Annotated in this window: 21 protein-coding genes and 1 pseudogene; 2 read left to right on the top strand and 20 right to left on the bottom strand. The window is 62.6% G+C overall.

The genetic code is table 11. The annotated features are described in order from the left end of the window. Nucleotides 1–4 precede the first annotated feature (4 nt). The 20 genes from rpsH to rpsL all read right to left on the bottom strand — a co-directional run bounded on the left by rpsH (nucleotide 5) and on the right by rpsL (nucleotide 11,534). Entirely contained in the window at nucleotides 5–403 is a 399-nt protein-coding gene (gene rpsH / locus AS156_RS02235) for a 30S ribosomal protein S8 (RefSeq protein WP_066499434.1), read from the bottom strand. 14 nt (nucleotides 404–417) lie between these two features. Next, nucleotides 418–723 carry a 30S ribosomal protein S14 gene (gene rpsN / locus AS156_RS02230; protein ID WP_066499431.1) on the bottom strand — a complete coding sequence of 102 codons (306 nt, stop codon included), beginning with the start codon at nucleotides 721–723 and terminating at the stop codon, nucleotides 418–420. A 45-nt stretch (nucleotides 724–768) separates the two neighbouring features. Further along, nucleotides 769–1,326: a 50S ribosomal protein L5 gene (gene rplE / locus AS156_RS02225; RefSeq protein WP_066499428.1), complete on the bottom strand. Its 558-nt coding sequence runs from the start codon at nucleotides 1,324–1,326 to the stop codon at nucleotides 769–771. Beyond that, nucleotides 1,319–1,633, bottom strand: a complete 315-nt coding sequence (rplX, locus tag AS156_RS02220) for a 50S ribosomal protein L24 (RefSeq protein WP_066499427.1) — start codon at nucleotides 1,631–1,633, stop codon at nucleotides 1,319–1,321. Before rplX ends, rplE begins: the two co-directional genes overlap by 8 nt. Continuing rightward, on the bottom strand, nucleotides 1,633–2,001 hold the full coding sequence (gene rplN, locus AS156_RS02215) for a 50S ribosomal protein L14 (RefSeq protein WP_011473865.1): 369 nt from the start codon (nucleotides 1,999–2,001) through the stop codon (nucleotides 1,633–1,635). Before rplN ends, rplX begins: the two co-directional genes overlap by 1 nt. Nucleotides 2,002–2,076: 75 nt before the next feature. Beyond that, the gene (gene rpsQ, locus AS156_RS02210; RefSeq protein WP_066499426.1) at nucleotides 2,077–2,325 is read right to left on the bottom strand and encodes a 30S ribosomal protein S17; all 249 of its coding nucleotides are present in this window, start codon (nucleotides 2,323–2,325) and stop codon (nucleotides 2,077–2,079) included. A 10-nt stretch (nucleotides 2,326–2,335) separates the two neighbouring features. Then, a complete protein-coding gene (rpmC, locus tag AS156_RS02205) occupies nucleotides 2,336–2,542 on the bottom strand; it encodes a 50S ribosomal protein L29 (RefSeq protein WP_066499424.1) in 207 nt (68 codons plus the stop codon). A gap of 5 nt (nucleotides 2,543–2,547) precedes the next feature. After that, nucleotides 2,548–2,961 carry a 50S ribosomal protein L16 gene (gene rplP, locus AS156_RS02200; protein ID WP_066499417.1) on the bottom strand — a complete coding sequence of 138 codons (414 nt, stop codon included), beginning with the start codon at nucleotides 2,959–2,961 and terminating at the stop codon, nucleotides 2,548–2,550. A gap of 30 nt (nucleotides 2,962–2,991) precedes the next feature. Then, nucleotides 2,992–3,693, bottom strand: coding sequence for a 30S ribosomal protein S3 (rpsC, locus tag AS156_RS02195; RefSeq protein ID WP_018272135.1), 702 nt, complete (start codon nucleotides 3,691–3,693; stop codon nucleotides 2,992–2,994). Between the two features lie 20 nt (nucleotides 3,694–3,713). Then, nucleotides 3,714–4,100, bottom strand: coding sequence for a 50S ribosomal protein L22 (gene rplV, locus AS156_RS02190; RefSeq protein WP_066499414.1), 387 nt, complete (start codon nucleotides 4,098–4,100; stop codon nucleotides 3,714–3,716). 10 nt (nucleotides 4,101–4,110) lie between these two features. Next, nucleotides 4,111–4,389 (bottom strand): 30S ribosomal protein S19, encoded by a 279-nt coding sequence (gene rpsS / locus AS156_RS02185; RefSeq protein WP_018272137.1) that lies wholly within the window; start codon nucleotides 4,387–4,389, stop codon nucleotides 4,111–4,113. A 12-nt stretch (nucleotides 4,390–4,401) separates the two neighbouring features. Then, nucleotides 4,402–5,235, bottom strand: coding sequence for a 50S ribosomal protein L2 (gene rplB, locus AS156_RS02180; RefSeq protein WP_066499411.1), 834 nt, complete (start codon nucleotides 5,233–5,235; stop codon nucleotides 4,402–4,404). Between the two features lie 12 nt (nucleotides 5,236–5,247). Beyond that, on the bottom strand, nucleotides 5,248–5,547 hold the full coding sequence (locus tag AS156_RS02175) for a 50S ribosomal protein L23 (protein WP_066499408.1): 300 nt from the start codon (nucleotides 5,545–5,547) through the stop codon (nucleotides 5,248–5,250). Further along, the gene (gene rplD / locus AS156_RS02170) at nucleotides 5,544–6,164 is read right to left on the bottom strand and encodes a 50S ribosomal protein L4 (RefSeq protein ID WP_066499406.1); all 621 of its coding nucleotides are present in this window, start codon (nucleotides 6,162–6,164) and stop codon (nucleotides 5,544–5,546) included. Before rplD ends, AS156_RS02175 begins: the two co-directional genes overlap by 4 nt. Before the next feature lies 1 nt (nucleotide 6,165). Beyond that, nucleotides 6,166–6,885, bottom strand: coding sequence for a 50S ribosomal protein L3 (rplC, locus tag AS156_RS02165; RefSeq protein ID WP_066499404.1), 720 nt, complete (start codon nucleotides 6,883–6,885; stop codon nucleotides 6,166–6,168). Between the two features lie 54 nt (nucleotides 6,886–6,939). Beyond that, nucleotides 6,940–7,248, bottom strand: coding sequence for a 30S ribosomal protein S10 (gene rpsJ, locus AS156_RS02160; protein ID WP_002712302.1), 309 nt, complete (start codon nucleotides 7,246–7,248; stop codon nucleotides 6,940–6,942). A gap of 95 nt (nucleotides 7,249–7,343) precedes the next feature. Continuing rightward, nucleotides 7,344–8,534 carry an elongation factor Tu gene (gene tuf / locus AS156_RS02155; protein ID WP_066499402.1) on the bottom strand — a complete coding sequence of 397 codons (1,191 nt, stop codon included), beginning with the start codon at nucleotides 8,532–8,534 and terminating at the stop codon, nucleotides 7,344–7,346. 39 nt (nucleotides 8,535–8,573) lie between these two features. After that, nucleotides 8,574–10,646, bottom strand: a complete 2,073-nt coding sequence (gene fusA / locus AS156_RS02150; protein ID WP_066499401.1) for an elongation factor G — start codon at nucleotides 10,644–10,646, stop codon at nucleotides 8,574–8,576. Nucleotides 10,647–10,676: 30 nt separating this feature from the next. Further along, nucleotides 10,677–11,147 (bottom strand): 30S ribosomal protein S7, encoded by a 471-nt coding sequence (gene rpsG / locus AS156_RS02145; RefSeq protein ID WP_066499397.1) that lies wholly within the window; start codon nucleotides 11,145–11,147, stop codon nucleotides 10,677–10,679. A 15-nt stretch (nucleotides 11,148–11,162) separates the two neighbouring features. Beyond that, a complete protein-coding gene (rpsL, locus tag AS156_RS02140; RefSeq protein ID WP_006611834.1) occupies nucleotides 11,163–11,534 on the bottom strand; it encodes a 30S ribosomal protein S12 in 372 nt (123 codons plus the stop codon). Between the two features lie 570 nt (nucleotides 11,535–12,104). On the opposite strand from rpsL, the gene AS156_RS45890 reads away from it, so the two are divergent. Further along, nucleotides 12,105–12,554, top strand: coding sequence for an FAD-dependent monooxygenase (locus AS156_RS45890; protein WP_066499394.1), 450 nt, complete (start codon nucleotides 12,105–12,107; stop codon nucleotides 12,552–12,554). A gap of 43 nt (nucleotides 12,555–12,597) precedes the next feature. Next, nucleotides 12,598–13,203, top strand: a pseudogene (locus AS156_RS45885) (FAD-dependent monooxygenase); the annotation flags it as partial.

Genomic DNA, 13,203 nt, shown 5'->3' with positions numbered 1-13,203 from the left:
TTCCTCAGAACACCGTGAAGAGAACTTCGCCGCCCACGTTCGCTTCGCGCGCTTCGTGGTCAGCCATGATTCCCTTCGGCGTCGACAACACCGAAATGCCGAGACCGTTGTTCACGCGCGGCAGGTTCTTCACCGAGGCGTAAACGCGGCGGCCGGGCTTCGACACCCGCTCAATCTCGCGGATGACGGGCTCGCCGTCGAAATACTTCAGCTCGATCTCGAGCTCACTGCGACCGCCAGCATGCTCGACGCTGGCGTAGCCGCGGATGTAGCCCTCGGACTTCAGCACCTCGAGCACGTTGGCGCGCATCTTCGAGCCCGGGCTCGAAACCTTGGACTTCGAACGCATCTGCGCGTTGCGGATGCGGGTGATGAGATCGGAGATCGGATCGTGCGTAGACATGGTTCCGACCCTCCTTACCAGCTCGACTTCACGAGCCCGGGAACCAGGCCCTTGGAGCCGAGTTCACGCAGCGCGATGCGCGAGAGCTTGTTCTTGCGATAGTTCGAACGCGGACGCCCGGTCAGCTCGCAACGGTTGCGGATGCGCGTCGGCGACGAGTTGCGCGGCATCTCCGCGAGCTTCAGCGTCGCCGCGAAACGCTCTTCCATCGGCTTGGTCTTGTCGGCGATGATCGCCTTCAGCTTCTCGCGCTGCGGGGCGGCGTTCTTCGCCATCCGCTTGCGCCGGTTGTTCTTCTCGACTGAACTCTTCTTTGCCATGCTCGGCTCCTGGGTATCCGCGTTTGAGTGGCTTTGGTCAGCTACTCACTGCCGGAACGGGAAATTGAAAGCGGTCAACAAGGCGCGCGCCTCGTCGTCGGTCTTGGCGGTGGTGCACACCGTGATGTCCATGCCACGCGCTTCCGAGACCTTGTCGAAGTCGATCTCGGGGAAAATGATGTGCTCCTTGATGCCGAGCGAGTAGTTGCCGCGGCCGTCGAAGCTCTTCGGGTTCAGACCGCGGAAGTCGCGGACGCGGGGCAGCGCCACGTTCACCAGGCGGTCGATGAACTCGTACATATGGGTCTTGCGCAGCGTGACCTTGCAGCCGATCGGCTGGTTCTCACGCAACTTGAAGGTCGCGATCGCGATACGCGAGTAGGTCACGATCGCCTTCTGGCCGGCGATCTGCGTCAGCTCGGCAGCCGCGGTCTCGGCCTTCTTGCGGTCGTTGACGGACTCGCCGACGCCCATATTGAGCACGACCTTGTCCAGGCGCGGAACCTGCATCACGTTGGCATAACCGAACTTCTCGGTCATCATGCTGCGGATCTTCTTGTCATACTCCGCGCGCAGGCGCGGCACGTAAGCTGTTTCAGCCATCGATCTCTGCTCCCGAGCTCTTGGCAACACGGACCTTCTTGCCATCGGCCTGAATCTTGAAACCAACACGGGTCGGCTTTCCGTCCTTGCCGACATACGCGATGTTGGACAGGTGGATCGGCATCTCCTTGGAGATGATGCCGCCTTCCTGGGACTGGGTCTGCTTCTGGTGACGCTTCACCATGTTGATGCCGCGTACGAGAGCCTTGTTCTCGTCCGGACGAACCTCGAACACCTCGCCGGTGCGGCCCTTGTCGCGGCCGGTCAGCACGATCACCTTGTCGCCTTTGCGGATCTTGGCAGCCATCACAGCACCTCCGGCGCAAGCGAAATGATCTTCATGTGGTTCTTGGCGCGCAGCTCGCGCGGCACCGGCCCGAAGATACGGGTGCCGACCGGCTCCGACTGATTGTTGATCAGCACGGCGGCGTTGCGGTCGAAACGGATGACCGAACCGTCGGCGCGGCGGATGTCCTTGCGGACTCGCACCACGACGGCCTTCATCACGTCGCCCTTCTTCACCTTGCCACGCGGAATGGCTTCCTTGATCGACACAACGATAACGTCGCCCACGGTGGCATAGCGGCGCTTGGAGCCTCCAAGTACCTTGATGCACATGACACGGCGTGCGCCTGAATTATCGGCCACGTCGAGGTTGGTCTGCATCTGAATCATTGATGCACCTCGTCCTCTTTCTGCGCTTTAGCGCGCTCAAAATTTCCCTGAGTTCCCCCGGCTAAGCCGAAGCAATCAGGCAGTTTTCTTGTGTTCGCCCCGGACCACGGTCCAGCGCTTCAGCTTCGAGATCGGCTTCGATTCCTCGATCCAGACCATGTCGCCAGGCTTGAACTGGTTGTTCTCGTCGTGCGCGTGGTAGTTCTTGGAACGGCGGATCGTCTTCTTGTAGATCGGGTGGGTGAAGCGGCGGTCAACGCGCACCACCACGGTCTTGGCTTGCTTGTCGCTGACGACCACGCCCTGCAGAGTACGTTTCGGCATAGCTGGCCCCTTACTTCTTCTTCGCGCGCTGCTGAGCAGCGATGGTCTTGATACGAGCGATCTCACGGCGGGCTTCCCGCATCCGCGAGGTGTTCTCCAGCTGCCCGGTGGCGCGCTGGAAGCGCAGGTTGAAGCGTTCCTTCTTGAGGTTCAGGATCGCGTCTTCCCGCTGGTCGTCGCTCATCGCGCGAATGTCTTCAATCTTCATCTCGGCCATGGCGATTACTCCGCAATGCGCGCGACGAAGCGCGTCTTGATCGGCAGCTTGGCGGCGGCGAGCGACAGCGCTTCCTTGGCGGTCTGCACCGGCACGCCGTCGATCTCGAACATCACACGGCCCGGCTTGATCCGGACCACCCACAATTCCGGCGAACCCTTGCCGGAGCCCATGCGGACTTCGGCCGGCTTCTTCGACACCGGCACGTCGGGGAACACGCGGATCCAGACGCGGCCGGCGCGCTTCATGTGACGGGTCAGCGCGCGGCGGGCGGCTTCGATCTGACGGGCGGTGACGCGCTCAGGCTCCATCGCCTTCAGGCCGAACTGGCCGAACGCCAACGTCGCGCCAGAGGTCGCAACGCCGTGGATACGGCCCTTATGCGCCTTCCGGAACTTCGTTTTCTTAGGTTGCATCATGGCTTTAAGCCCTCAAATTCCTGCTTTGCCTCAAGCGGCGTCGCGGCGCGAACGCGGGGTGTTGTCGCCCTCGGCCATCTTCTTGTCCTGGGCCATCGGATCGTGCTCGAGGATCTCGCCCTTGAAAATCCAGACCTTGACGCCGCAGGTGCCGAAGGTCGTGAATGCGGTCGCAACGCCGTAATCAACGTCGGCGCGCAGCGTGTGCAGCGGCACGCGGCCCTCGCGGTACCACTCCATGCGCGCGATTTCGGCGCCGCCGAGACGGCCCGAGCAGTTGATGCGGATGCCCTCGGCGCCGAGGCGCATCGCCGACTGCACGGCGCGCTTCATGGCGCGGCGGAACGCAACGCGGCGCTCGAGCTGCTGGGCGATCGATTCGGCGACCAGGGTCGCATCGAGCTCCGGCTTGCGGATTTCGACGATGTTGATCACGACGTCCGACGAGGTGATGTCGGCAACCTTCTTGCGCAGCTTGTCGATGTCGGCGCCCTTCTTGCCGATCACGACGCCCGGACGGGCCGAGTGGATCGTCACGCGGCACTTCTTGTGCGGACGCTCGATCACGATGCGCGCCACAGCCGCCTGCTTGAGCTCCTTGTGCAGGATCTCGCGGATCTTGACGTCTTCGTGCAGCAGCTTGCCGTATTCCTGCTTGCCGGCGAACCAACGGGAATCCCAGGTCCGGTTGATGCCGAGACGCAGCCCGATTGGATTGATCTTTTGACCCATCGTCTTCTCCTGCGCCCTCTTTAAGCGCTTGCCTCGGCCTCGACCTGACGAACCACGATGGTCAGGTGCGAGAACGGTTTGTACACACGGCCCGAACGGCCACGGCCGCGCGGAGCAAAACGCTTCATCACGATGCCGTTGCCGACATGTGCCTCGGCGACGACGAGATCGTCGACTTCGAGGTCATGGTTGTTCTCGGCGTTGGCGATCGCCGACTCCAGGCACTTCTTGACGTCGACCGCGATCCGCTTGCGCGAGAACTGCAGGTCGGCGAGCGCAGCCGACGCCTTGCGGCCGCGGATCAGCTGCGCCACCAGGTTCAGCTTCTGCGGGCTGACGCGCAGCATGCGGGCGACGGCCTTGGCCTCATTGTCCGCGAGGCTACGTTCGCGCTTTGGTTTGCTCATCGTCTAATCCTCAAGCCTTCTTGGCTTTCTTGTCGCCCGAGTGGCCGTGGAAGGTCCGGGTCGGCGAGAACTCGCCGAACTTGTGACCCACCATTTCCTCGTTGATCGCCACCGGCACATGCTTCTGGCCGTTGTAGACGCCGAAGGTCAGGCCGACGAACTGCGGCAGGATGGTGGAGCGGCGGCTCCAGATCTTGATGACGTCGTGACGGCCGGACGCGCGCGCGGCATCTGCCTTCTTGAGCAGAGAGCCTTCGACGAACGGGCCTTTCCAGACTGAACGAACCATGTCCGGCGTTCCTTACTTCTTCCGCTTGTGGCGGCTGAGGAGAATGAATTTGTTGGTCGACTTGTTGGTGCGGGTCTTCTTGCCCTTGGTCGGCTTGCCCCACGGGGTGACCGGGTGGCGACCGCCCGAGGTACGACCTTCACCACCGCCGTGCGGGTGATCGATCGGGTTCATGACGACGCCGCGGTTGTGCGGACGCCAGCCAAGCCAGCGGGTACGACCGGCCTTGCCGATCGAGATGTTCATGTGATCGGGGTTCGAGACCGCGCCGATCGTGCCGCGGCAACGGCCGTGCACGAGACGCTGCTCGCCCGAGTTCAGGCGGATGATCACGTAGTCCTGGTCGCGACCGACGATCTGGGCGTAGGTGCCGGCGGAGCGCGCCAGCTGGCCGCCCTTGCCGATCTTCAGCTCGATGTTGTGAACGATCGTACCGACCGGCATGTTGCCGAGCGGCATGACGTTGCCGGGCTTGACGTCCACATAGTTGCCGGCGACGACGGTGTCGCCCGCGGCCAGACGCTGCGGCGCCAGGATGTAGGCATGCTCGCCGTCCTGATACTTGATCAGCGCGATGAAGGCGGTGCGGTTCGGATCATACTCCAGCCGCTCCACGGTCGCCGGCACATCCACCTTGTCGCGGCGGAAGTCGACGATGCGGTAGGCCTTCTTGTGGCCGCCGCCGCGGAAGCGCACGGTGATGCGGCCGGTGTTGTTGCGACCGCCGTTGCCGAGCTTGCCCTCGGTCAGGGTCTTCACCGGCTTGCCCTTGTAGAGCGCCGAACGATCGACCATGACCAGCTGGCGCTGGCCCGGCGTCGTGGGATTGTAGGTTTTCAATGCCATCGTCGTTGCGCCTTATAGTCCGGTAGTCACGTCGATGCGGTGGCCCTCTTCCAGGGTCACGATCGCGCGCTTGGTGTCCGACTGCGAACCGAGATTGCCGCGGAACACCTTGGTCTTGCCCTTGCGAACGAGGGTGTTGACGCTCTTCACCTTGACGTCGAACAGCTTCTCGACCGCTTCCTTGATCTGCGGCTTGGTCGCCTTGCCGGCGACCTTGAACAGCACCTTGTTGTGCTCGGAGGCGAGCGTCGCCTTTTCGGTCACGACAGGGGCGACGATCACGTCGTAATGGCGCGGGTCAATGTTCTTCATTTGAAGCGCGCCTCCAGCGCATCAACCGCAGCCTTGGTCAGCACCAGCTTCTGGCGGCGGAGAATGTCGTAGACGTTGATGCCCTGGATGGGCAGCACGTCGATATTCGGGATGTTGCGGGCCGCGGTCGCGAAACCGGTGTTGAGCTCGACGCCGTCGATGATCAGCGCGTTGGTGAGCCCGAGACCGGAGAAGTGACCGACCAGAGCCTTGGTCTTGGCTTCCTTGACCGCCGCGCTGTCGATCACGACCAGCCCGCCATCCTTGGCCTTGGCCGACAGTGCATGCTTCAGCGCAAGCGCGCGCACCTTCTTCGGCAGGTCGGTCGCATGCGAGCGAACGACCGGACCGAACGCACGGCCACCGCCGCGGAACTGCGGCACGCGGGCCGAGCCGTGACGGGCGCCGCCGGTGCCCTTCTGCTTGTACATCTTCTTGCCGGTGCGCCAGACATCGGCGCGGCCCTGCGCCTTGTGCGTGCCGGCCTGGCGCTTGTTCAGCTGCCACTGCACGCAGCGCTGGATGATGTCGGCGCGCGGCTCGAGACCGAAGATCGCATCCGACAGCTCAACCGAGCCGGCGTCCTTACCTTCAAGGGTCGTGACTTTCAGTTCCATCTCACGCACCCTCCTTCTCGGCCGAAGCCTCGGCGGCTTCGCCGCCGGCAACCTTGAACTTGCCGGGCTTCGGAGCTTCTTTCGGCAGTGGCTTCTTCACCGCGTCGCGCACCGAGATCCAGCCGCCCTTGGAGCCGGGAACGGCGCCTTCGACGAGGATCAGGCCGCGCTCGACGTCGGTCTGCACCACGCGCAGATTGAGCGTGGTGATGCGATCGACACCCATGTGACCGGGCATCTTCTTGTTCTTGAAGGTCTTGCCGGGATCCTGACGACCACCGGTCGAACCGATCGAACGGTGCGAGATCGACACACCGTGGGTGGCGCGCAGACCGCCGAAATTCCAGCGCTTCATGCCGCCGGCAAACCCCTTACCGATCGAGGTGCCGGTCACGTCGACGAACTGGCCGACCACGAAATGGTCTGCCTGGATTTCCGCGCCGACCGGGATCAGCGAGTCCTCGGACACGCGGAACTCAGCGACCTTGCGCTTGGGCTCGACCTTGGCGACCGCGAACTGGCCGCGTTCGGCCTTGGGCATGTAAACGGTCTTGCGGGCGCCCGCGCCGAGCTGAAGGGCGACATAGCCGTTCTTCTCGGTCGTGCGGTGGCCCAGCACCTGGCAGTTGCCCAGCTTCAGCACGGTCACAGGGATATGCTCGCCGGCCTCTGTAAAGACCCGCGTCATCCCGACCTTCTGTGCGATCACTCCGGAGCGCATCGGCGTGCTTCCTGTCTTTCTGTCCGCAAGCGGCGGACGTAAAAATCCAAAACCTTAGAGCTTGATCTCGACGTCGACACCGGCGGCCAGGTCGAGCTTCATCAGCGCATCGACGGTCTGCGGGGTCGGGTCGACAATGTCGAGAAGGCGCTTGTGGGTGCGCATCTCGAATTGCTCGCGGCTCTTCTTGTCAACGTGCGGCGAACGGTTGACGGTGAACTTCTCGATGCGGGTCGGCAGCGGAATGGGTCCGCGAACCTGCGCACCGGTGCGCTTCGCCGTGTTCACGATCTCACGGGTCGACGTATCGAGGATTCGATGGTCGAACGCCTTGAGACGGATGCGAATGTTTTGGCCGTTCATTGCCGTATCTCTTTCTTCGTCGCTCTATTAGCGAATAGCGAGTGGTGAGCAGCGGGTGGGCGAACCCACACGCTGCAAACTTGACTGATCCACCCTTACTCGATGATGGCGGCGACGACGCCGGCGCCGACGGTGCGGCCGCCCTCGCGGATCGCGAAGCGCAGCTTCTCTTCCATCGCGATCGGCACGATCAGGTGCACTTCCATCGCGATGTTGTCGCCCGGCATCACCATTTCGGTACCTTCGGGCAGGTGCACAACACCGGTCACGTCGGTGGTGCGGAAGTAGAACTGCGGACGGTAGTTCGTGAAGAACGGGGTGTGACGACCGCCCTCTTCCTTGGTGAGGATGTAGGCCTCAGCCTTGAACTTGGTGTGCGGCTTGACCGAACCCGGCTTCGCCAGCACCTGGCCGCGCTCGACTTCCTCGCGCTTGGTGCCGCGGAGCAGCGCACCGATGTTGTCGCCAGCCTGGCCCTGATCGAGCAGCTTGCGGAACATTTCGACGCCGGTGACGATGGTCTTCTGGGTGTCGCGCAGACCGACGATTTCGATTTCGTCACCGACCTTGATGATACCGCGCTCGACACGGCCGGTGACCACGGTACCGCGGCCCGAGATCGAGAACACGTCTTCAACCGGCATCAGGAACGGCTGGTCGATCGGACGCTCCGGCTGCGGGATGTACTCGTCGACGTTGCGCATCAGCTCGAGGATGGCGTCGTGGCCGAGCTTCTTGTCCTTGTCTTCGAGGGCGGCGAGCGCCGAACCCTTGATGATCGGAATATCGTCGCCGGGGAACTCGTACTTCGAGAGCAGTTCGCGGACTTCCATCTCGACGAGCTCGAGCAGCTCCGGATCGTCGACCATGTCGCACTTGTTGAGGAACACGACGAGCGCGGGCACGCCGACCTGGCGGGCGAGCAGGATGTGCTCGCGGGTCTGCGGCATCGGGCCGTCAGCAGCCGACACGACCAGGATCGCGCCGTCCATCTGGGCAGCGCCGGTGATCATGTTCTTCACGTAGTCGGCGTGGCCGGGGCAGTCGACGTGGGCATAGTGACGGTTGGTCGTCTCGTACTCGACGTGAGCGGTCGAGATCGTGATGCCGCGCGCCTTCTCTTCCGGCGCCTTGTCGATCTGGTCGTAGGCGGTGAACGTTGCACCACCGGTCTCTGCGAGCACCTTGGTAATCGCTGCGGTCAGCGAGGTCTTGCCATGGTCGACGTGACCGATGGTGCCGATGTTGCAGTGCGGTTTGTTACGTTCGAATTTAGCTTTGGCCATTTGACTCTCCGTTCAATCGTTGACTGCCGTCAACGACAATCAGGCAAACTTCTTCTGGACTTCAGCCGACACGTTCGCCGGAGCTTCGGCGTAGTGATCGAACTGCATGGTGAAGGTCGCGCGACCCTGGCTCATCGAGCGCAGATTGTTCACGTAACCGAACATGTTCATGAGCGGCACCATCGCGTTGATGACGTTGGCGTTGCCGCGCATGTCTTGGCCCTGGATCTGGCCGCGCCGCGAATTCAGGTCGCCGATGACCGAACCGGTGTAGTCTTCCGGGGTCACCACCTCGACCTTCATGATCGGCTCGAGCAGAACGGACTTGCCCTTCGTCAGCGCCTCGCGGAACGCAGCCCGCGATGCGATTTCGAACGCCAGCGCCGACGAGTCGACGTCGTGATACTTGCCGTCGACCAGCTGCACCTTGACGTCCACCACCGGGAAGCCGGCGACGACACCGGAGCCCATCACGCTGTTGAGGCCCTTTTCAACGCCGGGGATGTATTCCTTCGGCACCGCACCGCCGACGATCTTGGATTCGAACTCGTAGCCCTTGCCGGGCTCGTTCGGCTCGACGACGATCGACACTTCGGCAAACTGACCGGTACCGCCGGTCTGCTTCTTGTGCGTGTACTTGACTTCGGCCTTCTTGGTCACCCGCTCGCGGAACGCCACCTGCGGCGCGCCGATGTTGGCGTCGACCTTGTAGGTGCGCTTGAGGATGTCGACCTTGATGTCGAGATGGAGTTCGCCCATGCCCTTGAGAATGGTCTGGCCGGACTCCTGGTCGGTCGACACGCGGAACGACGGATCCTCCGCGGCGAGCTTGGCAAGCGCAACGCCCAGCTTTTCCTGGTCGGCCTTCGACTTCGGCTCGATCGCGATTTCGATCACCGGTTCCGGGAATTCCATCTTTTCAAGGATGACCGGCTTGTCGGGATCGCACAGCGTGTCACCGGTGCGCGCTTCCTTCAGACCCGCCAGCGCAACGATGTCGCCGGCATAGGCTTCCTTGATGTCTTCGCGGTTGTTCGCATGCATCAGCAGCATGCGGCCGATACGTTCCTTCTTCTCGCGGGTCGAGTTCACCACGCCGGTGCCCGACTGCAGGATGCCGGAATAGATGCGGCAGAAAGTGATGGTGCCGACGAACGGATCGTCCATGATCTTGAATGCGAGCAGCGCGAGCGGCTCCTTGTCGTCCGCCTTGCGCACGACTTCGTTGCCGTCATCGTCGGTGCCCTTGATCGCGGGCACGTCGATCGGAGACGGCAGATAGTCGACGACGGCGTCGAGCAGCGGCTGCACGCCCTTGTTCTTGAACGCGGAGCCGCACAGCACCGGATAGAAGGCGCCAGTCAGCACCGCCTTGCGGATCAGGCGCTTCAGCGTCGCTTCGTCCGGCTCCTTGCCGTCGAGGTAGGCGGCCATGGCGTCGTCGTCGAGCTCGACGGCGGCTTCCACCATCTTCTCGCGGTATTCCTTGGCCTGCTCGACGAGATCTTCCGGAATGTCGACATAGTCGAACTTGGCGCCCAGGGATTCATCGTTCCAGATGACGCCCTTCATCTTCACGAGGTCGACGAGACCCTTGAAGTTGTTCTCGGCGCCGATCGGAAGCTGGATCGCGATCGGCTTCGCGCCGAGGCGATCGACGATGTCGGACAGGCACTTGAAGAAGTCCGCGCCGGTCTTGTCCATCTTGTTGGCGAAAACGATGCGCGGCACCTTGTACTTGTCGCCCTGGCGCCACACGGTCTCGGTCTGCGGCTCGACGCCCTGGTTGGAGTCGAGCACGCACACGGCGCCGTCGAGCACGCGCAGCGAACGCTCGACTTCAATGGTGAAGTCGACGTGGCCGGGGGTGTCGATGATGTTCAGGCGCTTGCCGTTCCAGAACGCGGTGGTCGCAGCCGAGGTGATCGTGATGCCACGCTCCTGCTCCTGCTCCATCCAGTCCATCGTCGCGGCACCTTCGTGCACTTCGCCGATCTTGTGGCTCTTGCCGGTGTAATAGAGGATGCGCTCGGTGGTCGTGGTCTTGCCGGCGTCGATATGCGCCATGATACCGAAGTTGCGGTAGTCCTCGATGGCATGTTGGCGGGGCATGAGACTGTTCCTTAAATTCCGTTGTTCGCCTTACCAGCGGTAATGCGAGAAGGCGCGGTTGGCTTCCGCCATCCGGTGCACGTCTTCACGCTTCTTGACAGCGTTGCCACGGTTGTTCGACGCATCCAGCAACTCCGCCGAGAGCCGCTCCGTCATGGTCTTCTCATTGCGCTCGCGTGCGGCCGAAATCAGCCAGCGGATGCCGAGCGCCTGACGACGCACCGAACGAACTTCGACCGGCACCTGGTAGGTCGCGCCGCCGACGCGGCGGGAGCGGACCTCGATGGTCGGCATCACGTTCTCGAGCGCCTGCTCGAACACGCCGAGCGGGTTCTGCTTGGTCTTGGACTCAATCATGCCGAGCGCACCGTAGACGATGTTTTCAGCAACCGACTTCTTCCCGGCGTACATCACCGAGTTCATGAACTTCGTAATGATGATGTTCCCGAACTTCGGGTCGGGAAGAACTTCACGCTTCTCAGCAGAATGGCGACGCGACATCTGATCGTTTCCCGCTTACTTCGGACGCTTCGCGCCGTACTTCGAACGGCGCTGCTTACGGTTCTTGACGCCCTGGGTATCCAGCACGCCGCGGAGGATGTGGTAGCGCACGCCGGGCAAGTCCTTGACGCGACCGCCGCGGATCATGACCACCGAGTGCTCCTGCAGGTTATGGCCTTCACCCGGGATGTAGCCGATCACCTCGAAGCCGTTGGTCAAGCGCACCTTGGCGACCTTACGAAGCGCCGAGTTCGGCTTCTTCGGGGTCGTGGTGTAGACGCGCGTGCAAACGCCGCGCTTCTGCGGCGACTGCTGCAGCGCCGGCACCTTTTTGCGCGACTTCTGCACTTCACGTGGATTAGCGATCAGCTGGTTGATCGTCGGCATGCAGCCTTCACCCTTTTAGTTCGCGCGAAACCTTGAGTGGTTCCGCAAATTCTTCTCGGGATCAGCCGTCCCGTACGGCCCGCTCGGCGCGGAACAGAAATCCACGCAAAACGAAATCGCGCCAACCACTCATCGCTGAGCGGAAAGCGCTTCGACGCCACAGAGGACCGCGATCCAGGACTGCTCAGCGTTCGCCGTTCAGTCCGCCACCGAGGTCATGCATCCGAATTCACTCTCAAGAGGACGTGCTCAAGAGAACCAAAATCGTCCTGGCATTGCCTAGCTATAGTCGACAGCGTTTGAGCGGCATTCGTCGAGGTTGGTGCCCGTCCGGCCCCTGAATGAAGGAGCTTAGGGTGTGCCGTTCCGACTCTGGCGTTGCTCACCGCCTGTCGATAAGTGGGCGCCTTGTATAAGCGCGAGATAGTGAAGTCAAGCAAAACGATAATCAAAGAAACGCTTCTGCCACTTGCGGATTTCGCATTTCGGTCGCGCCGGATTATGACAACGCCCCTGCCCCACACCACCTCCCGGTGGGTCCGGAAGAATCATATTTCACCCGGGTAAAACATGATCAAAGACAGGACGTTCTCGCGCGGCCATCCGGGGCCGCTGCCAAAACTAAGGCTTTATTTGCCGTTCGCAGGCAAAAAGGCGGGTTCCATCGTTCCGGACCCCTCATGCGGCATACCGATTGCGATCATCGGCGGAGGCCTTGCAGGATCGACCGCGGCGGCCATGCTCGGGCACGCCGGGATCCCGAGCATTCTGATCGACCCGCATCAGACCTATCCGTTCGATTTCCGGGTCGAAAAGCTCTGCGGAGTCGAGCAACTGCAGCGATTCGCCGCGACAGGGCTCGCCGAATCCGTGCTGCGCTCGGCCACCTGGAGCGACCAGAACTGGATTGCGCGATCCGGCTATCTGCTCGACAAGACCTCTAACCAGCAGTTCGGCATCATGTACGACAAGCTGGTCGCCGTGATGCGGGCCGAAATATCAGTCGGAATTCATCTGTGACAAGGTCGTCGACGTCAGGACCAGCGCCGAGCGGCAGACGCTGGTGCTCGCCAACGGCGAGGCGATCTCGGCGCGCCTCGTCGTGCTCGCCATTGGATTGAACGTCGGGCTGCGCCGCAGCCTCGGCATCGCGCGCGAGGTCACCAGCGCCTGCCACTCGATTTCGATCGGCTTCGATCTGGTGCCGGTGGGGCGTGCCGCCTTCCCGTTCGCGGCAATGACCTATTTCTCGGAACGGCCTAGCGATCTCATCTCCTATGTGACGCGGTTTCCGATCGAAGGCCGGATGCGCGCCAACCTCTTCACCTTCCGCCGGGCCGATGATCCATGGCTGCGCGCGATGCGGCGCAATCCGGTCGAGACGCTCAACGCCGCGCTGCCGCAGCTGCGCCGGCTCACCGGCGACTTCGATGTCGCCGGCGACATCAGGGTCAGGCCTTCCGACCTCTATGTCAGCACCGGCTATCGGCAGGCCGGCGTCGTGCTGGTCGGCGATGCCTTTGCAGCCACCTGCCCGGTCACCGGCACCGGGGCAGACAAGGTGTTCACGGATGTGGTGCGGCTCTGCAGGGTCCACATCCCGGCCTGGCTCGCGACCAACGGCATGGGCGCGGACAACATCGCGGCGTTCTACGACGATCCCCTCAAG

This window comes from Bradyrhizobium macuxiense (genome assembly GCF_001542415.1).
In the GTDB taxonomy this organism is placed as follows: domain Bacteria; phylum Pseudomonadota; class Alphaproteobacteria; order Rhizobiales; family Xanthobacteraceae; genus Bradyrhizobium; species Bradyrhizobium macuxiense.
The sequence above is the reverse complement of the archived record's forward strand: the minus strand, read 5'-3'. Positions and strand labels throughout refer to the sequence as shown.